At 45.4% G+C, this 18,957-nt stretch carries 24 protein-coding genes and 1 tRNA gene; 16 read left to right on the forward strand and 9 right to left on the reverse strand.

Translation table 11 applies throughout. The annotated features are described in order from the left end of the window. Positions 1-503: hypothetical protein (locus Q338_RS14960; RefSeq protein WP_211249464.1), on the forward strand; the 503-nt coding region annotated here is incomplete at its 5' end. Positions 504-565: 62 nt separating this feature from the next. Here Q338_RS14960 and Q338_RS13430 read toward each other — a convergent pair. From Q338_RS13430 to hemA, 3 genes are all read right to left on the reverse strand, one after another. Beyond that, the gene (locus tag Q338_RS13430; protein ID WP_034296580.1) at positions 566-1,222 is read right to left on the reverse strand and encodes a DUF6973 domain-containing protein; all 657 of its coding nucleotides are present in this window, start codon (positions 1,220-1,222) and stop codon (positions 566-568) included. A 261-nt stretch (positions 1,223-1,483) separates the two neighbouring features. Then, positions 1,484-1,741, reverse strand: a complete 258-nt coding sequence (locus Q338_RS14705; protein WP_156961093.1) for a hypothetical protein — start codon at positions 1,739-1,741, stop codon at positions 1,484-1,486. After that, positions 1,677-2,939, reverse strand: coding sequence for a glutamyl-tRNA reductase (gene hemA / locus Q338_RS13435; RefSeq protein WP_034296582.1), 1,263 nt, complete (start codon positions 2,937-2,939; stop codon positions 1,677-1,679). The genes Q338_RS14705 and hemA overlap by 65 nt, the downstream gene beginning before the upstream one ends. Positions 2,940-3,157: 218 nt before the next feature. Between hemA and Q338_RS13440 the strand changes: the two genes are divergently transcribed. The 5 genes from Q338_RS13440 (at position 3,158) to Q338_RS13460 (ending at position 5,676) form a co-directional block, all read left to right on the forward strand. After that, positions 3,158-3,514 (forward strand): hypothetical protein, encoded by a 357-nt coding sequence (locus tag Q338_RS13440; protein ID WP_034296584.1) that lies wholly within the window; start codon positions 3,158-3,160, stop codon positions 3,512-3,514. 58 nt (positions 3,515-3,572) lie between these two features. After that, positions 3,573-3,649, forward strand: a tRNA-Met gene (locus tag Q338_RS13445). A gap of 68 nt (positions 3,650-3,717) precedes the next feature. Further along, on the forward strand, positions 3,718-4,029 hold the full coding sequence (locus Q338_RS13450) for a hypothetical protein (protein WP_051968675.1): 312 nt from the start codon (positions 3,718-3,720) through the stop codon (positions 4,027-4,029). A 180-nt stretch (positions 4,030-4,209) separates the two neighbouring features. After that, positions 4,210-4,773, forward strand: coding sequence for an ADP compounds hydrolase NudE (gene nudE, locus Q338_RS13455; protein ID WP_034296586.1), 564 nt, complete (start codon positions 4,210-4,212; stop codon positions 4,771-4,773). Positions 4,774-4,830: 57 nt separating this feature from the next. Then, positions 4,831-5,676 (forward strand): MurR/RpiR family transcriptional regulator, encoded by an 846-nt coding sequence (locus Q338_RS13460; RefSeq protein ID WP_034296651.1) that lies wholly within the window; start codon positions 4,831-4,833, stop codon positions 5,674-5,676. A 71-nt stretch (positions 5,677-5,747) separates the two neighbouring features. On the opposite strand, the gene Q338_RS13465 is transcribed toward Q338_RS13460, so the two are convergent. Further along, positions 5,748-6,053 carry an ArsR/SmtB family transcription factor gene (locus Q338_RS13465; protein WP_034296588.1) on the reverse strand — a complete coding sequence of 102 codons (306 nt, stop codon included), beginning with the start codon at positions 6,051-6,053 and terminating at the stop codon, positions 5,748-5,750. A gap of 73 nt (positions 6,054-6,126) precedes the next feature. Then, a complete protein-coding gene (argJ, locus tag Q338_RS13470; RefSeq protein WP_034296590.1) occupies positions 6,127-7,344 on the reverse strand; it encodes a bifunctional glutamate N-acetyltransferase/amino-acid acetyltransferase ArgJ in 1,218 nt (405 codons plus the stop codon). 154 nt (positions 7,345-7,498) lie between these two features. On the opposite strand from argJ, the gene Q338_RS13475 reads away from it, so the two are divergent. From Q338_RS13475 to Q338_RS13510, 8 genes are all read left to right on the forward strand, one after another. Next, positions 7,499-8,077 (forward strand): Uma2 family endonuclease, encoded by a 579-nt coding sequence (locus Q338_RS13475; RefSeq protein WP_034296592.1) that lies wholly within the window; start codon positions 7,499-7,501, stop codon positions 8,075-8,077. A 25-nt stretch (positions 8,078-8,102) separates the two neighbouring features. Further along, the gene (locus Q338_RS13480) at positions 8,103-9,002 is read left to right on the forward strand and encodes a hypothetical protein (RefSeq protein WP_034296595.1); all 900 of its coding nucleotides are present in this window, start codon (positions 8,103-8,105) and stop codon (positions 9,000-9,002) included. 99 nt (positions 9,003-9,101) lie between these two features. Beyond that, positions 9,102-9,740: a DedA family protein gene (locus Q338_RS13485; RefSeq protein WP_034296597.1), complete on the forward strand. Its 639-nt coding sequence runs from the start codon at positions 9,102-9,104 to the stop codon at positions 9,738-9,740. A 152-nt stretch (positions 9,741-9,892) separates the two neighbouring features. Further along, positions 9,893-10,762, forward strand: a complete 870-nt coding sequence (locus Q338_RS13490) for a GNAT family N-acetyltransferase (protein WP_034296599.1) — start codon at positions 9,893-9,895, stop codon at positions 10,760-10,762. An 81-nt stretch (positions 10,763-10,843) separates the two neighbouring features. After that, the gene (gene rnhB / locus Q338_RS13495; protein WP_034296601.1) at positions 10,844-11,446 is read left to right on the forward strand and encodes a ribonuclease HII; all 603 of its coding nucleotides are present in this window, start codon (positions 10,844-10,846) and stop codon (positions 11,444-11,446) included. Positions 11,447-11,472: 26 nt separating this feature from the next. Further along, entirely contained in the window at positions 11,473-11,931 is a 459-nt protein-coding gene (locus Q338_RS13500) for a low molecular weight protein-tyrosine-phosphatase (protein WP_034296603.1), read from the forward strand. Positions 11,932-11,990: 59 nt separating this feature from the next. Further along, positions 11,991-12,818, forward strand: a complete 828-nt coding sequence (locus tag Q338_RS13505; protein ID WP_034296606.1) for a YoaK family protein — start codon at positions 11,991-11,993, stop codon at positions 12,816-12,818. A gap of 31 nt (positions 12,819-12,849) precedes the next feature. After that, positions 12,850-13,506, forward strand: a complete 657-nt coding sequence (locus Q338_RS13510; RefSeq protein WP_034296609.1) for a trimeric intracellular cation channel family protein — start codon at positions 12,850-12,852, stop codon at positions 13,504-13,506. Positions 13,507-13,693: 187 nt separating this feature from the next. Here the strand turns inward: Q338_RS13510 and ribF are convergent, their stop codons facing one another. Then, on the reverse strand, positions 13,694-14,629 hold the full coding sequence (gene ribF / locus Q338_RS13515; RefSeq protein ID WP_034296611.1) for a bifunctional riboflavin kinase/FAD synthetase: 936 nt from the start codon (positions 14,627-14,629) through the stop codon (positions 13,694-13,696). A gap of 192 nt (positions 14,630-14,821) precedes the next feature. Here ribF and ubiM point away from each other — a divergent pair, with 192 nt between their 5' ends. Further along, the gene (gene ubiM / locus Q338_RS13520) at positions 14,822-16,000 is read left to right on the forward strand and encodes a 5-demethoxyubiquinol-8 5-hydroxylase UbiM (RefSeq protein ID WP_034296613.1); all 1,179 of its coding nucleotides are present in this window, start codon (positions 14,822-14,824) and stop codon (positions 15,998-16,000) included. 70 nt (positions 16,001-16,070) lie between these two features. Here ubiM and Q338_RS13525 read toward each other — a convergent pair whose 3' ends face one another. The 3 genes from Q338_RS13525 to Q338_RS13535 all read right to left on the reverse strand — a co-directional run bounded on the left by Q338_RS13525 (position 16,071) and on the right by Q338_RS13535 (position 18,268). After that, a complete protein-coding gene (locus tag Q338_RS13525) occupies positions 16,071-16,595 on the reverse strand; it encodes a pilin (RefSeq protein WP_034296615.1) in 525 nt (174 codons plus the stop codon). A 138-nt stretch (positions 16,596-16,733) separates the two neighbouring features. Then, positions 16,734-17,264 carry a pilin gene (locus tag Q338_RS13530; RefSeq protein ID WP_034296617.1) on the reverse strand — a complete coding sequence of 177 codons (531 nt, stop codon included), beginning with the start codon at positions 17,262-17,264 and terminating at the stop codon, positions 16,734-16,736. A gap of 332 nt (positions 17,265-17,596) precedes the next feature. After that, a complete protein-coding gene (locus Q338_RS13535; protein WP_244773280.1) occupies positions 17,597-18,268 on the reverse strand; it encodes a YdcF family protein in 672 nt (223 codons plus the stop codon). A 105-nt stretch (positions 18,269-18,373) separates the two neighbouring features. Between Q338_RS13535 and ampD the strand changes: the two genes are divergently transcribed. Further along, positions 18,374-18,931: a 1,6-anhydro-N-acetylmuramyl-L-alanine amidase AmpD gene (gene ampD, locus Q338_RS13540; RefSeq protein WP_034296620.1), complete on the forward strand. Its 558-nt coding sequence runs from the start codon at positions 18,374-18,376 to the stop codon at positions 18,929-18,931. Positions 18,932-18,957: the final 26 nt, after the last annotated feature.

An 18,957-nucleotide genomic window follows, 5' to 3' on the forward strand; every position in this document is an offset into this window, starting at 1 on the left:
AACAGGAAGCCGCCCAATTAAAAGCCCAGCAAGAAGCCGAAGCCAAAGCAAAAGCCGAACAGGAAGCCGCCCAATTAAAAGCGCAACAAGAAGCCAAAGCAAAAGCCGAACAAGAAGCTGCTCAATTAAAAGCGCAACAAGAAGCCAAAGCGAAAGCGGAAAAAGAAGCCCAAGCCGCCGCCGCTCGTGCGCGTGCCGAAGAAGTCGCCAAAGCCCAAGCCGCTGAAAAAGCCAAGCAAGAAGCCCTTGCCAAAGCCCAAGCGGAAGCCGAAGCCAAACTGAAAGCCGAACAAGCCGCAAAAGCCAAAGCCGCTCAAGCTGCCAAAGAACAAGCCCGCGCCGAACAAAGTGCCAAAGCCAAAGCAGAAGCTGAAGCATTAGCTGAAATCGCCGCTCGCAAACCAATTGTGCGCCGCGAAGTATTTGCAGCCGTGCCAGAGCCTTGGCAGACGATTGAGCCGCGTGAAGTGATTATTCGCACAGAAGTGGTTGATAAAAAATAAATATTGATAAAATCAGGCAGCCTGAAACATTTTCAGGCTGCCTTTATTTTTGAGCAAGAGATTTATTTCTTGATTTTAGCACGTTCTTTTGCGGTCATGCCGTAGCTATCTAATTGTTTTAATTTGTTTAATGCGTTTTCGTATTGTTCGGCGGATAATGTTTGCAAGCTGATTTTCCAAATGGTTTTGCCCTGCTCTTTCACGGGCGCACTCAACCACAAGCCATGTTGATGATATTCTTGCAATAATTTTCTCGCCAATTCGTCCATTGTGTCGCTGGCGTGGGCTGCGCCGATTCTGCGCCCAATGGCATTATTGCGTAAATCCACCGCTTCATCGGCAGAATAACGGTCAGGATATTCGGTGGCGGTGCGGTTGCTGATGTTTTTCTCATAAGCATTGCCTGCTTGTTGGGCGGTGTTTTCGCCAAAGCGGGCGGCAATTGCCGCTTGCCACAGGGAATGGCGCAAGGCATTTTCTTGTGTGCCGCGCCCATCGCCGTTTTTACTGTTGTCCAAACCCAAACGTTTGGAAAAGCGAATCACGCTGCTGGTAATGTTGCGGCTGCCATCATCGCGCCCAATGGCGGCGGCGGCAAAGGGGTTGCGGGTGGCAAATTTCAGCAATTCGGGTTTGTCTTTAAAGGTTTGTTCTACGGCGGAGCAGCCTGTTCCCATCATGCTGGCAATGAGTATGGCGGTGAGTTGGGTACACGTCATGTTTCACAATCAAGTTCATTCAAAAAATTTAGGATAGGGATTTTGCACTACGCCGTCAAGTTTACAGGCTGATTTTTACATGATTTTGGATTGGTAAAATGCGATGGTGGACAAATGTTCAGGCTGCCTTTCAGTATAATTTGCCTACGGCGTGCGCTCTGGTCGCCCCGCGGCGACTTACTTTTCAGAAAAGTAAGCCAAACAATAATAAAATAAAAAATACTGTTTAAATTCAAATTGTTTGTACTTTCAGGCAGCCTTTCAGTACACGACAATTCTTGCCAACAAGCAAAATGTAGGGTGCGTACCCCCCACCAAAGCATTCAAATAACTGGTAAATTGGTGCGTAATACGCCCCCTACATGAGTTTTGTCGTATACTGAAAGGCAGCCTGAAAAACTTTTCGGGGCGGATAATCAGATTATCCGCCCCGAAAATCAATCTAAAAAAATCATTACGCCGCTTGACGCTCAAGCTGATGATTCGGCGGCTGCAAACGGTAAATTTGCGAAATGGCATTGCTTAAATCATCGTCTTTGCTTAACACGCTGGTGGGCGCGTGCAATAATTTATTGGTCAATTGCACCGACAAACGCTCCAACACATCGTGTGGGTGTGCGCCACGCGCCAATTGTTTCATCGCGTTTTGCAACACATATTGGCGTGCGCGCTCGCCTTCATCGCGCAGGGCGCAAATCAAGGGAACGCGTTGGCGTTGTTTTTGCCAATCCACAAATTCCATGACTTTGCGTTCCACCATTTGCTCGGCGGCGGCGGCGGCGGAACGGCGAGCTTCTTTACCCGTTTCCACAACGGCAAAAATATCGTCCACCGTTTTCAACATCACACCCGCCACATCGCCCACTTGCACTTCAATATCACGCGGCACAGCCAAATCTAACATAAACATAGGTTTACCATTTCGCGCCGCCATCGCGCTTTCCACCATGCCCTTGCCCAAAATAGGCAAAGGCGCGGCGGTGCAGGAAATCACCACATCATAGTCTGCCAAAATATGCGGTAAATCATTCAGCAAACAGGCATTGGCTGGGCTAATCAAGCTGTCGCACAAATCTTCGGCGCGTTTTAAGCTGCGGTTGGCGATGGTTAATTTTGCAGGCTGCTTGGCAGCGAAATAGGTGGCAACCAATTCATTCATTTCGCCCGCGCCCACCAATAACACATTGGCTTGCGTTAAATCAGGATACAAAACTTCCGCCATTTTCACGCTGGCGGAAGCCATAGACACGGTATTGTCGCCCACGCAAGTGTGGCTGCGAACTTCTTTTGCTGCAGAAAATGTGCGTTGAAACAAGGCATTGAGCCAAGTTCCCAAAGCGTGTTGTTCGGTGGCAATGCGTACTGCGTCTTTCATTTGACCCAAAATTTGCGGCTCGCCCAACACCATGCTGTCCAAACCACACGCCACGCGAAAGGCATGGCGAATCGTCTCGCCACAACCATGCGTGTAAATATAAGGACGAATTTCGTCCACCGTCAATTGATGGTAATTCGCCCACCACGCCAATACATCTTCAGCGTCCGCCACGCAATAAATTTCCGTGCGGTTGCAGGTGGACAAAATCACCGCTTCGGCGGCGGTATCAGCAATCAAATGGCGCACCGCGTCTGCCAGCGTAGCAGCCGTAAACGCCAATTGTTCACGAATCGCGAGTGGTGCAGTTTCATGGTTCAAACCAATGGTAGCTAATTTCATCATAATCGTAGGGGTTTGTGTTGTTTATTGTTGGCGTGATTATAGCAAAATTTCATTTAAATTGAATATTAGTATTTGATTTTATATGAGAATTTCTATCAATTAAATAGGCAGACAGCCTGAAAAAAGTCATTTTCAGGCTGCCTGAAAACGGTTTGAGCCTTGCATTTGGTGGGTAAATTTGCTAATTTTACTGTTTTGCAAACAGAAAGTTTCCCATGAAAACCAAAATTTTACTGACAATGGGCTTGTTGCTGCCCACGCTGGCGTTTGCCATTCCCAAATTGCCCAGCGAAATTCATCAACCCAGCCATGCCACGCTATTGGAAAGAAAAATTGACAATGACGGCGATTTTCGCGCTCAATGGCATGTACGCAGTGGGCGCATAGACAGATTGCTTGCCGCCGCCGAAAACACGGCGAAAAAACAGGGCTATCGCGTGTTAAAACGCGAATTGAGTGCCGATGAAGCAGACGTTTCTTTGGTTTATGGTACGCGCCGTTTAAACATTTCCATTGATTTAAATTCAGATAATACAATGGATTATGAAGTGGAACTTGAATTAAATCATTAATCCAGTTAAAAAAGATTTGACAGCGTCATACAATTGCCGTATAGTTCAGTTCTTCAGACGCGGGATGGAGCAGCATGGTAGCTCGTCGGGCTCATAACCCGAAGGTCGTAGGTTCGAATCCTGCTCCCGCAACCAAATACTCACCGCCTTGTTTTTGGACAAGGCGGTTTTCGTTTTAGATAATTTTTTATTTGGGAAACACGATGGATAATTTATTGCTGATTTCGCTGATATTGGTGTTTGCGCTGCTGCTGACTGCCGCCGCCTATTTTCAGGCAGCCTGCAAACTTTCACGCGCGGAAAATTGGTTGCCCGATTTTGCCGATTTGCAGGATTGGCGCAAAAATGCGGCTTTGACCAAACGGCTGATTCGCGCGATTGCGGGGCGTGAACGGGTGCAGTATCCGCATTTATTGCGTGTGTTGCGGCGGCGGTTTTCGTGGCTGTTGATGGCGGCGAGTGCGACTTTGGTTTGGATAATTGGTTTATTCATTGTGTATTTTAAAAATACTTAACAAATTGTATTCAAAAAAAATTATTTTTTTAACAGGCAGCCTGAAAGCGAAATTTGGTGTTCAGGCTGCCTGTTTATTTAATCTTTATCAACATTCTGTGAAATAAAATTTCATCTCCCCTTTGCCAATTCTGCCCATTTCGGCGTACAATCAAATAATCCGACTACATGGCACAACATCATGAATTTTCTCCACACAAACAAACCTCTTCCCGAAATTTTAGACGTGCGCCTTGCCGCCAAAACGGCGGTGTTTGAAGTGCAAGCGGTGGATTTGCGTTTTGCCAATGGCGAAGAACGCACTTATGAGCGGCTCACGCCTGCACGTAAACCATCGGTCATGGTTTTACCAATTGAAAATAATGAGTTAATTATGATACGCGAGTATGCGGTCGGCTCGGAACGCTATGAATTGGGCTGCGTGAAAGGGCTGATTGATGTGGGCGAAACGCCGCTTCAGGCTGCCAATCGTGAGTTGCAAGAAGAAATTGGCTGTGGGGCGCGTGAATTGGATTTGTTGCGGGCTTTGTACACATCGCCCAGCCATATGTTTGGATTGATGCACGTTTTTGTGGCACGAGATTTGTATGCGGCAAGTTTGCAAGGCGATGAGCCTGAACCTTTGGAGCAAGTGCGTGTGCCATTATCCCAACTTAATGATTTAATTAATGATAATGAATTTGGCGATGCGAGAACATTGGCGGCATTGATGTTGTTGCAACGGCGTGGATTTCAGGCTGCCTGAATATTTTAAAACAAAATAATTTTAATAAAATCAATACTATGAAAGACCCCTACCATGATGTTAAGCAAAATCAGTGAACAATTAGACAAACTCTCCAGCGCAGAACGCAAAGTCGCCGAATGCGCTTTGGCTGAACCCAAATGGTTTGTCCACGCGGCGGTGGCAGAGATTGCGGAAAAAGCGCATGTTTCGCAACCCACCGTGATTCGTTTTTGTCGCAGCTTGGATTTTAAAGGGCTGCCTGAATTCAAACTCGCGCTTTCTGCCAGCATTAGTCAATCGGGTTTGCCCTATGTGCATGAAGAATTGAATATTGACGATGGCATGGGCGATGTGATGGAAAAAGTATTGGGCAACACGGCAGCAGCACTTTTGGGCGCGCGCCGCACGCTCAACCCCAGCGATTTGGAACGCGCCATTTCCATGCTCGCCCATGCGCGGCGCATTGAATTTTACGGCGTGGGCAACTCGGGCATTGTGGCGCAGGACGCGCAGCATAAATTTTTCCGTTTTGGCATTTCCACCGTTGCCTATTCGGACACGCATATTCAATTGATGGCGGCGGCGGTGTTGAGTCCGCAAGATGTGTTGGTGGTGATTTCCAATTCGGGTTCGTCTATTGAGATTTTGGACGCGGTGAGCATTGCCAAAGAAAATGGCGCACAAGTCATCGTGATTACACGCCACGACAGCCCATTGGCGCAATTGGGCGATTGCGTTTTGACGGTGGCGGTGCAGGAAGACAATAGCCGCTACACGCCTATGGTGTCGCGTTTGCTGCAATTGGCGGTGGTGGATATTTTGGCGATTGGTTTGGCGTTGCGTTTGGGCGAAACGGTCAGCTTCCAATTGGAAAAAGGCAAACGCAGCATTAATCGTCATCGCGTAGAAGAAGACGAGTAACACCAAAATAAAAACAGGCAGCCTGAAAAACCATTTTCAGGCTGCCTTTTATATTTCTAAAAAATACGATATTATAATTTCAATCCTAATTCATTGATAAATTGAGAAATAAATTCACGATTATAGCGGTAATACGTCCATTTTCCAGAACGCTTGCTTTCCACCAAATTCACTTTTCTCAATGAATCCAAATAAGCCGATACAACCGATTGCGCCAAACCCGATTTTTCCACAATCAAACCCACGCTCACGCCACCGTGAAATCCCGGCACTTGGCAGGCGTGGGGCGGGAAATGTTGCTCGGGATATTTCAACCATTGCAACATTTGGTAGCGGTGTTCATTGGCAAGGACTTTGAAAATTTCTTGGATATTCATGGCTTTATTTTTTAAATAAAAATTTGATTTTTATATTATATCGAATTTTTCAGATATTCAGGCAGCCTGAAATTTAACTGCGATAATCAGCATTAATGGACACATATTCATGCGACAAATCGCAAGTATAAACCGTGCCGCTTGCCGTGCCAGCGTCCAAATCCACGCGAATGGTGATTTCGCTGTTTTTCATCACGGCTTGCCCCGCTTCTTCGGTGTAGGAAGCGGCGCGACCGCCCTGCTCTGCCACCAGTAAATCATTGAGATACAAGCGTAAAGTATCCGTATTCACGTTCACACCCGAATAGCCAATCGCCGCCAAAATCCGCCCCAAATTCGGGTCGCAGGCGAAAAACGCGGTTTTCACAAGCGGCGAATGGGCAATGGCATAGGCAATTTGTTTTGCGTCTGCGGTGCAGGCTGCCCCGTTCACTTGAATGGTGATGAATTTGGTCGCACCTTCGCCATCGCGCACAATGGCTTGCGCCAATTCCAAAGCCACTTCGGTCAATAAAGCGCGTAATTGGGCATAGCGCGGGTCGGCGATATTATCAATTTGATTTTGTTTGGATTTTCCAGTTGCCACAATCACAAAACTGTCGTTGGTGCTGGTATCGCCGTCCACCGTAATGCAATTGAAGCTGGCGTTTGCCACTTCTTCTGTCAATAATTGCAAAATGGGTTGGGCAACATGCGCGTCAGTTGCAATAAAACCGAGCATAGTCGCCATATTCGGGCAAATCATACCCGCGCCTTTGGCAATACCCGTAGCGGAAATGGTGTGATGGTTGCCAATTTGGGCGCGGCGATGGGCGGCTTTGGCGACCGTGTCGGTGGTCATAATCGCGCGGGCGGCGGTGTGCCAATCACAAGGAATAACGCGGGCAATGCCGTCCATCACTTTGCCAATGGGCAGGGGTTCTAAAATCACGCCTGTGGAAAAAGGCAGCACTTGTTCGGTTTGACAATGCGCTTGCAAAGCCGCCGCCGCACACATTTCCACCGCATGAGCGCGACCACTTGCGCCTGTGCCAGCATTGGCATTGCCCGTGTTGATGACCAAAACGCGAATACCTTTGGGGTTGCCCAAATGCTGTTTGGCGATGTGAACGGGCGCGGCACAAAAACGGTTTTGCGTGAACACCGCGCCAACGGTGCTGCCTTCATCAATCATCATTAAAGTCAAATCGTTATGATGGGCTTTTTTCACGCCAGCTTGCGCCACAAACAGGCGCACGCCTTCAATTTCGGGCAATTCGGCGGCGGTTTTTTCAATATAATTTACAGGCATGGGGTTATCCTTTTGAGTCGCGTTGTGAGAGCATTTATTATAAGCCTGAAACGGGTTTTCAGGCAGCCTGAAAACATTTTTCACATACTGGGCAATTTATTCTCCACGCGGTACAATCTTTTTATTTTTTAAATCATTATTTAGGAAAAATAAAATGAACGCTTTCCCCCTTCAAAAAATTGACTTGTACACCGAAGACGAATTTTTCGCGTGGTGTGAACAAAATCCCGATGAAAAATATGAACTGGTAAACGGCGAAATCATCGCTATGGCGGGAGCTTCGCGCAATCACAATCGCATTACGCGCAATTTTCTCACACACTTTTCCGCACATTTGGCTCATTCGCGCTATGAAGCGTTTGCCAGCGATATGTTTGTAAAATGCGAAACCCAAACCGATGAAAAATTATACCTGCCCGATGTAGTCGTAGATTGCACCGACCAAGCAAGCGGCGATGACAAAATGGCGATTGCGCCGACCATTATTGTGGAAGTGGTGTCCAAATCCACACGCGAAACCGATTTTTCTCAAAAATTAAGGGATTATCAAAAAATCCCCAGTTTGCAAGAATATGTGATTGTGGAACAAGATAGTCAGCACGTTTATGTGTTCCGCAAAAGCCAAAATTGGCAAGGACAAAGTTACAATTCGGGGGCAATTTATTTTGAAAGCATTGATTGCACCGTTACCCTTGATGAAATTTATCAACGGGTTATTTTTCAGGCAGCCTGAAAATGATTGATTAAGGAAAAACATCATGAAAATTCAATCCATTATTTCCCTAACCATTGCCGTATCACTACTGGCGGCGTGTTCCCAAGAAAGTGCGAAATCGTCCACGCCAAACACCGCCGTGTCTGCCGCCGCACACATTCCCAATCAGCCCAGCGAAGAAGCGCGCGCTTTGAAACAATTGCTTGAGCGGATTCAAACAGAAAGGGCAGCCATCACACCACCCGCGCTCAATGCCGATATTCAAACTGTGAAATCATTTTATCAAGAAGAATTAAAACGCAATAATCAATATATCACTGATTTAAAAAAGATTTCACCCAAAGATGAAAACTCAATCGCTTTTCATCGTTATGTTATTCAATTTTTTGAACAAGCCACGCCCATTTATGAAGCATTTTTAAGCACGGGCAACACAGATGCCTTGTCTAAATTGTCCAAACTGTCTGAACCCAATACCAATGAATATTTATCTAAAGCATTGGTTTTTGAAGCACAATTTGTAAAGCAGCCTGAATTTCTATTGGAATCAGCAATGATGTTTGAAGCCCTAGAAAAATTAAACAAACTGGTGGAAATGCCATCGCCCAATATTGATAAATCCTTGCCTAAACAAGAAAAATTGTTAAAATTTGCTGACCATCTGGAAAACACTTGGATACCTGCCAATCAAGAACTTCTGCAATATTTTGAAAAAATGCCACTCACGCAGCCTGAAATTGTGGCATTGCGTGATGAGCATGTGCTTTTAATGAAAACATCTATAGCGAAAGACCAAGTCGCATTGAAGCATTTGCGTGAAGGGAAAATGGAAATTAGTGAAATTCAAAAACAAATGCAAAAACTGTCTCATACCGACCAATTACGCGAAAAAACTAAACAATTTACCCAAGCATTTGATAAAGCGCTCCACAATTTAAAATAATCCTTTTCAGGCTGCCTGCAAAATCACGCAAAAATCCCACCAAACGCCCCTATTTCCCCTAAAATACCCCCTTTTTAATTTTTTCAGGCAGCCTGAAACATGATTACGGACATCATAGACTTTATTTTACACATTGATAAACACCTAGCCGCGTTGTCTGCCAGCTATGGCGTGTGGATTTATGCGATTTTGTTTTTAATTGTTTTTTGCGAAACGGGTTTGGTGGTTACGCCGTTTTTACCGGGGGATTCGCTGCTGTTTGCGGCGGGCGCGGTGGCGGCGGCGAGCGGTGGACATTTGAGCGTGCATGTGATGGTGGCGGTGTTGCTGACGGCGGCTATTTTGGGCGATGCGGTTAATTTTATGATAGGCAAATATTTCGGCGAAAAATTATTCGCTAACCCCCATTCACGCATTTTCAAACAAGAATATTTGCACAAAACCCACGAGTTTTACGAAAAATATGGCGGTAAAACCATTATTTTGGCGCGATTTGTGCCGATCGTGCGGACATTTGCGCCGTTTGTGGCTGGCATGGGCAAAATGGATTATGGGCAATTTATTCGTTACAATGTGATAGGCGCGTTGGTGTGGGTATTTTTGCTGACTTATGTGGGCTATTTCTTTGGTAATTTGGAGATTGTGAAAAATAATTTTGGCAAAGTTGTGATTGCGATTATTGTGATTTCCATTTTGCCTATGGTTTTTGAAATTTTGAAAATGCGTAAAACCAAATAATTTCAAAAAATCATATTCTTAAAAATAAAAATACACTTATCAGGCAGCCTGAAAACCATTTTCAGGCTGCCTGAATGCTATGGATTTCACACCCAAAAATGCGCCCATCAGGTATAATATTCTCATCTTCCACCATTTTTTTCGAGCCGATTATGATAGTCTGCGAACCCGATGAAATCATCATCCATGGCACCACCAGCAAAGGCAAAGTTTTCCGCCCGAGCGATTGGGCGGAGCGTTTATGCGGTATTCTCTCATCTTTTAATAAAGACAACCGATTATCCTATCACGAATGGGTGCAACCCGTTGTGATGGACAAAATTCGCTGTGTGGCGATTATGCCAAAATTGCAGGAAATCAATCCCAGTATGTTCCGCTTTTTGATGGATTTTGCGGCTGACAATGATTTGCGTGTACTGACTTACCGAGAATTATTGATAGAACAAGGCATTGAACCACCTTCTAGCACCGCCACAGCCCCAGATACACTACCCGAACCCGAAGCAGTCGACACCCACGTTCAGGCTGCCACCACGCCCGAACCACAATCCGAACAGATTGCTACCGAAAACACCGAACCCGAAAGCGTGTTGCGCGAAATTGAACCACACGAAACCGCCACCGCTTTCGCCGCTTTGAGCGTGTTGCGCCCAAAATTGAAAGACATCAACAGTTTTGTGGAGCAAATCAATCAAGTGCAGCGTCCGCAAGGTTATCGTTTGCTGGGCATTTTTGAAAATGGTAACAGCAATCCCGTTGCCGTGTGTGGTTTTCGTGAAGAAACCAATTTAGTGAGCGGTCGCCATCTGCACATTGACGATTTGGTTACGCTGCCACAATACCGCCGACACGGTTATGGCACACGATTATTGGCGGAAATTCAACGCATTGCCACCGAAAACCAGATTGAAGAAATCCACATTGACAGCAATGTTGGCGGCGAACGCACCACCGCGCACCGCATTTATTTCCAACACGGTTTTGAAATCAGCGCGTATCATTTTGTGTGCAAGGTAGATTAATTTCAGGCTGCCTGAAAACCGCTAAACTTCAACAGGGCAGATGTTTATCTGCCCTATTTTTTTAATCAAAATTTTTGATATATGAATACATACAATGTGTTAGCCACGCACGCAGGCGTAGATGAAGCGGGACGTGGCTGTTTGGTCGGCAGCGTGTTTGCTGCCGCCGTGATTTTGCCCGCCCAATACGATTTGCCGTATTTGACCGATTCCAAAAAATTGTCCGAAAAAAAACGCGATACACTCGCCGCGCAAATCAAAACGCAGGCTGTCGCGTGGGCAATCGCCAGCGCATCGCCCGAAGAAATTTTACAATACAATATCTTACACGCCGCCATGCTTGCCATGCGCCGAGCCATTCACGCATTAGGCAGGCAGCCTGAAAAAGTGTGGGTAGACGGCAACCGCATTCCCCCCGATTTGGGCGTGGACGCGGAAGCGGTGGTGCAAGGCGACAGCAAAATTGCCGCCATTTCCGCCGCGTCCATTTTGGCGAAAACGGCGCGTGATGCGGAAATGTATGCTTTGGCGGCGCGTTATCCGCAGTATGGCTTTGATAAACATAAGGGTTATGGCACCAAAGCGCATTTAGCCGCTTTGGAACAATACGGCGTCTTGCCCGAACATCGGGCGGATTTTTCACCGATTAAAATCCTGTTGGCACAAGGTCGCTTGTTTGATTAAAATTTTTGATGATTGGAGATAAATTTATGAAAAAAATCATGTTTGTATGTTTAGGTAATATTTGTCGCTCACCAATGGCAGAATATTTATGCCGTGCCGAAGCAGAAAAACGCGGCTTGGCGATGGAAATAACGAGCGCAGGCACATCGGGTTGGCACGATGGCGAGTATATGCACTGCGGCACGGCAGATGTGTTGGACGGCTTGGGGATTGATTCCCGTGATTTTGTCAGCAAGCGCGTAAAATCAAGCGATTGGGAAGAATTTGATTACCTGATTGTGATGGACGATAATAATTTGTGCGATATGGAAACGCGTTTTTCAAAAAATAAAAAATTATTCAAAATCACAGATTTATTACCCGAAAACAGCCGTTATGACCACGTTCCCGACCCTTGGTACACAGGCAATTTCAAGGAAACGCACGATATTTTGCAACAATGCTGTGAGATTTTGGTAACACGATTACAGCGCGGCGAAATGTGATTTTCAGACTGCCTGAACACATAAGCCATTGTTTTTAAATAATCATCAAAATAATTGATATGAAACCCAAACGCCATCACTTCCACCCCTTTTGGCAAGCCGATAAGCCCTATTTGGACAAACAGTCTATTGCCGATGGGCGTTTCAGGCTGATGGGCTATGTGATGGCGATGTTGGCAGGTGCCATCAATGCAGGTGGCTTTTTCGCCATCAGCAGCTACACTTCGCACGTTACAGGCACATTGTCGCACACCGCCGACCACATTATTTTGCATGAATGGCAGGCTGCCAGCTTTGCGCTGATTAGCGTGATTTGCTTTATTTTGGGTGCAGCGCATGCCCATTGGACAATTTTGTGGGTGCAACGCCAACGCGGACGCAGCAGCTACAGCCTGTCCATGTGGCTAGAAGCCATGTATTTGTTATTACTGGGTTTACTCGCTACCTTTTTTGCGGAAAAAAACGAATTGCGCCATTCCTTAATTGTGCTATCCCTTTGTTTTATCATGGGTATGCATAATACTGTAATGTCTGTACTTTCAGGCAGCACCATACGCTCCACCCACATGACAGGTACCGCGACCGATTTGGGCATAGAACTATCCAAAATTTTATACTATAGCCGCCAGCACAATCCGCGCCTACCCAAAGTGCAAGCCAATTGGCAAAAAGTACGCTTTTTTTCGGGCATGATGGCAAGTTTTCTGCTCGGTGGCGTGATTGGCACATGGGGTTACACGCGCATTGGCTACCATTTTACTTTGCCCGTTGCTGCTTGCTTAATGATATTTGGTGCAGGTTCAATAAATTACGACTTTCGTTTGCGGCTCAAATGGTATCTGCGTAAACAAAAAAACCGTAAAAAATACAAACATCAAAATTTTTAATACCTCTTTATTTAAATAATTCATAAATAAAATGATTGATTTATCACAAACCATTTCCAGCAACACCATTGTGTACACCCTAGACATGGTGGGCGTAGCCGCTTGCACCATCGCCGCCACCATTTTAGCCAAACGCCTACAATTTGACGTATTGGGTGCATTTTTCGTCTCGTTTTTGGGCAGCGTGGGCGGCGGCACATTGCGCGATTTACTGCTGAATCGCCACCCAATTTTTTGGTTACACGACTTAAATTATATTCATTTTATCATAGGCTTATCTCTGATTGTGCAGATTTTCTATCACTATGTAGAGCGGCTGGACAAAGCCCTGCGTTGGTTTGACGCACTCGGTTTGGCGGCGTTTACCGTGATTGGCGTGGAATCTGCTTTGTCGCGCAATATGAGTGCGCCGATTGTGATGTTGATGGGCGTGTTTACCGCAATTATTGGTGGCGTGTTCCGCGATATTGTGTGCCGCCAAATTCCACTCGTGCTGCAAAAGGAAATTTACATCACCGCTTCTTTGGTCGGCAGCGTATATTATTTGCTTTTATTACAAACAGGTATCAATGAATGGCTACGCAGCATTTCCACTTTACTGCTGATTTTTAGCGTGCGTATGTTGGCGGTATATCGCGGCTGGAATTTGCCCGACATCACATTGCAACCCAAAGAAAAGCAAAAATAATTTCAGGCTGCCTGTCCATGTTTTTTATGAATAGGCAGCCTGAAAATATAGTGAATTCAATTTAAACCAGTACCGCGTTGCCAGCTCCCTTATGTACTAGGTGTACATGGCGGTCGCTGTCGCCTTGTCCTGATTTAAATTGAATCCACTATACAAATAATTGATTTAAAATAATTTTATTGATTCATCAAAATTTTGAATGATTCGCCAACCAGTCTCGTGCTTGCTGCATATCTTGTTGAATCGCATATTCTAATTCAGGCAAATTGGCAAATTTCATCTCATCGCGCAATTTATGCAAAAACTGAACCTGTATGCGCTGACCATACAAATTTCCTGAAAAATCAAATAAATGAACTTCCAATTTGGGCAACAAAGTTTGCGACACCGTTGGGTTTAGCCCAAAACTTGCCACGCCGCCGCATTCGCCAAACGCGCCCACCACACGCACCACAAACACGCCACTCAAGGCGTAGCGGTGCAAAGGCAAATGCACATTCGCGGTCGGGCAGCCCAATGTACGCCCCAATTTCGCGCCGTGTTTCACGCGCCCACTCAAGGCATAGGCGTGTCCCAAAATGCGCTGTGCGGTGGCAATTTCGCCTGCCGCGAGTGCTTGGCGCACGGCGGTGCTGCTGGCACGGCAGCCTGAAACCAAGACGCTGGGCGTGTTTTGCGTTTCAAATTGTGAATAGGATTGCAATAATGGAAAGTCGCCGCCGCGCCCTTTGCCGAAACGGAAATCATCACCGACCAATAAATAGCGCGTATTCAATTGTCCCAATAAATCGCGCTCAATAAAATCGGTGGCACTTTGATTGGCAAAATGGGGGTTAAATCGTTGAACCCAAACATTTTTCAGGCAACCTGTTTGTTGCAAAAGCTGCAATTTATCGCGTAGCGGTGTCAAACGCAGGGGGCGGTCGCTGCCGCGTTGTTGCGCGAAAAATTCGGTGGGTTGTGGCTCAAAAATAATGGCGGTGGTGGAAAGATTGCGCTGCTCGGCTTCTTGTTTAAGTGTTTGTAAAATATGATGATGTCCGATGTGAACGCCGTCAAAATTGCCTATGGTTACTGCGCTGCCCTGTGCTATCACGGGGTGTTGTCCAAAAATAATATTCATGGTAAATGTGGTTTGTTTTAATGGCTGTATTTTAATGATTTTTCAGGCAGCCTGAAAGGGTTTTACACTCATCAAAATTTTTGATGAGTCATAAATCAATAACCATAAAAATTTAATTGGATTAATCATTTAACTTTTCAGGCTGCCTGAAATATAATAGGCATTTTTAAATATGCGAAAAAGGTCGTTAAAATGGATACGGATATTGTGATTGTCGGTGGGGGGCCTGCTGGGCTGGCGTTTGCACGACAATTTAAAAACAGCAACTTACGCATTACCGTGATTGAAAAAGCCCCTTTGGAGAGCTTGCAAAATCCTGCTTACGATGGGCGTGAAATTGCGCTGACCCATCGTTCACGCGAAATCATGCAAAATTTGGGCATGTGGCAGCGCGTGCCTGAAAATGAAATTTACCGTCTGCGCGACGCGAAAGTGTACAACGGCACTTCGGATTACACGCTGCATTTTCCTGAACCGAAACAAGCGCGTGGCGGCGCAACCGACCGTTTGGGCAATCTGATTTCCAATCACAATATTCGCCGTGCCGCCTATGAAGAAGTGGCGACCATGAATAATGTGGAACTGCGCTGTGGCGTGGGCGTAAAACGCGTTGAAACAAATAAAAATCAAGCACTTGTAGAATTAGACAATGGCGATATTTTAACATCAAAATTATTAATCGCTGCCGACAGCCGTTTTTCACAAACGCGCCGTCAATTGGGTATTGCGGCGGATATGCACGATTTTGGGCGCACCGTCATCGTATTCCGCACAAAACATTCTATTTCCAATCAACATACTGCGAGCGAATGTTTCTTTTATGGACGCACACTCGCCCTGCTCCCTTTGGAAGGGCATTTGACCAACTGTGTCATCACCATCACCAACACCAAAGCACATGAATTGCTGGATTTGTCGCCCGATGAACTCGCCAAAGAAGCGCAAAAAATGTTGAACGGCAAATTGGGCGACATGAAAAGCGCAGGCACGGTACACAGTTATCCACTCGTGGGCGTACACGCGGAGAAGTTTTATGGCGTACGCAGCGCATTAATCGGCGACGCGGCGGTGGGCATGCACCCAGTTACCGCGCACGGCTACAATTTGGGCTTGGAAAGCACGGAAATTTTAGCGAAACTGATTTTGCAGGCTGCCGCCAAAGGACGCGATATTGGTGAAACAGGTTTACTGGAAATGTATAATCTGAAACATCAATTGCATACGCGCCCACTTTATCACGGCACCAATGCGATGGTTACCTTTTTCACCACCGACCACACGCCTGTGAAATTGTTACGCGATGCCACTTTGCGAATTAGCAATAATTTACCGCCCTTGAAAAAATTGATTAGCAAACAATTAACGGGTTAAAAATATTTCAGGCTGCCTGATTTATCAAAATTTTTGATGAATCAGGCAGCCTGAAAAATATTATTTTAAATCAACGGCATTCAGATGGTGCATATTTGGCGGGTAATGTTCCTTTTACAGCCGCTTTCAAACCACGATTAGCCGCAGCAGCCGTAGAAGTGGAACTACACGCCCAATCAATTGCACCCCACTTATTCTCCACCAATTTATCGCCGTGAATATGTGGCGTTAAAATCAAAGTCTTACCTTGCACATCTTTTGGGAAACCCACATCTATATCGCTACGCAAAAAAACTGCAATTTCACCAGTCGTTTCGTTAATTTGAATATCCTCTACATATTTGGATTGTTTTTCGGCTTTCGGTTTGACATTGTAGCTTTTAGAAGCATTTACAACGCCAGTATAACCATCAGCCTGAAAAGCTTCAGCCAAATAATTTTTAGGCGCAGACCCAGCCAACAACGCCTCCCCTATTTTTGCTCTCACCGTATAATCCTGATAAGCTGGCAACGCAATGGCTGCTAAAATACCAATGATTGCAATCACAATCATCAATTCAATTAATGTAAAACCTTGTTGTAATTTTTTTTCCATTGTGAATCCTCTGTATTTATTTATTTTCAGATTGTTTATTCTATAAAATTAAGCAAAGAAAAAGCAGAATCCTCAACAGATTCTGCTTTTTCCATTGAGTTATAACACTCAATTATGCTTTTTTAGGTAAACAAGCAATTAACGGCACTCAGAAGGAGCATATTTAGCTGGCAAATTACCTGTTTGTACATTTTTCAAACCACGTTTAGTAGCTGTAGTACCAGCAGCAGAAGCACAAGCCCAGTCAATTGCACCAGCTGCACCTTGTGCAGGAGCCTCATTATTTACGTTTGGTGAGAGGACAATTGTTTTACCTTTAACTTCACCAGGAAAACCTACAGCATCAGATTCTGATAAAGTTACAGTAATCACACCAGCACTTTTGTCATCTTCACTAATTTTAATAGTTTTAACATATTTAGAAGATTTTTCAGCATCTGGTTTAGCGTTGTACGCAGCAGCTGCAGATACGATACCAGCTACGCTGTCAGATTGGAATGCTTCAGAAACCATGCCTTTAGCAGCAGAAGAAGCAATCAAACCTTCAGAGATTTTAGAACGTACAGTGTAGTCTTGGTAAGCAGGCAATGCGATAGCTGCCAAAATACCGATAATTGCGATTACAATCATCAACTCGATTAATGTGAAACCTTTTTGCATCGTTTTCATGTTTTTGTCTCCAAATTAGGAAAGGGAAGAAAGAAAATTTGTTTGTTTGGTTAAGCAACTTCATTGCTGCTCACTTACTAGAGTAGTAGCAGCATGCGTGCCTAAATCGTGCCAATTTCCTTAACTTAATAATTTTATTAAGTTTATTTTTAATACTCTGTTGTAGGTATTTTTTAGGCAGCCTGAAAATTTAACAAAAATAGACAAAATTTGTCAGTTTTCGCCGAATCGGGCGAATAGCGTGGATTTTTTACAACAGAAAAGCTGACAATTTAGGCATGCAATTTGACAATTTCAGGAATGATGACATTTTTGGGCGCAAATGGATTTTTTCAGGCTGCCTGAAACAGCGTTGCCAATCTAAAATAGCTTAAAGACAAGGCTTCTTGCAGCATAAATTGAAGCCGCTTTTTGCGTTGCCCATAATATAAACTGGTGGGCGTGGCAGCAACCGTTGCGTCTATGCCCAACGCGTCTGCCATCGCTTGTGCCCGCGCCAGATGGTCGGGGTCGCTCACGACAATCACGCGCTGTAAATGGTTCAGCCGCAGCAGCGTGCGAGTGTAGCGCAAATTATCATAAGTATTGTTGGACTCGTTTTCTAATATGATGTCTTTTTGGGAAATGCGGAATTTTTGTCGGGCATAGCGTTGCGCCACTTCTGCTTCCGTGGGATAGCCCGCCACAGGTGTGCCACCCGTGAAAATAATTTTTTTCACTTTTTTCTGCCGATACAATTCAATGCCATAATTAATGCGTTCACGAAACACAGGCGATGGATTATTGCCATACGCCGCCGCGCCCAACACCACCACCGCGTCGGCTTGTTCGGGCAAGGGGCGTTTGTGTTGAGCGTAATCGTACACCTGCCACGCGCTGAACACGACCAACAGCACACCTGCCAGCAACACCAGCCCAAAAAGTTTCAAAATCAGCTTAATCAATTTACGCATAAAAATGGGGGTTTCCAATAAAAAGTTTTTGTATTTTAATGGCATAATCATTTGATGAAATAGTCTTTTTTCTTTTTAGGCTTATAATGTGTTGGATTTTTGAAATTATTTCAGGCTGCCTTTGGCTAAATAATCATCAAATTTGGAGACCCCATCATGTTTACACACGGACGTTGGCAACACGCCACGCAACGCGTTTCGCCCAATTGCGAGCCGCGCCCCAATCCGCAAGATATTTCTTTGATTGTGCTACACAATATTTCGCTCGCGCCGTTTGAATATGGCTCGGACGCGGTGGAACGGCTGTTTACCAATCGCATAGATGAGACGGCAAATCCGTTTTTCACGCAATTGGTCAATTTGCGCGTGTCTGCCCACTTTTTTGTGCGGCGTGATGGCGAAGTGCTGCAATTTGTGTCTTGCGATGAGATGGCGTATCACGCGGGCGTGTCGCAATTTCATGGGCGGGAACGCTGCAATCATTTTTCCATCGGCATAGAATTGGAAGGCTGCGATTTTGAACCGTTTACGGCGGCACAATACGATGTTTTGCTGATTTTATTGCGCGATTTGTGTCAGCATTATCCCATCACCGCCATCACAGGACACCAGCACATCGCCCCCAACCGCAAAACCGACCCAGGGCATTTTTTTGATTGGCAACGCTTGCAAAATGCCGATTTACCTGTGGATTTTAATTTTCAGGCTGCCTAAAATCGGTTATGCTTAAACAATATTTT

The organism is Alysiella crassa DSM 2578 (genome assembly GCF_000745955.1).
GTDB classification, from domain to species: domain Bacteria; phylum Pseudomonadota; class Gammaproteobacteria; order Burkholderiales; family Neisseriaceae; genus Simonsiella; species Simonsiella crassa.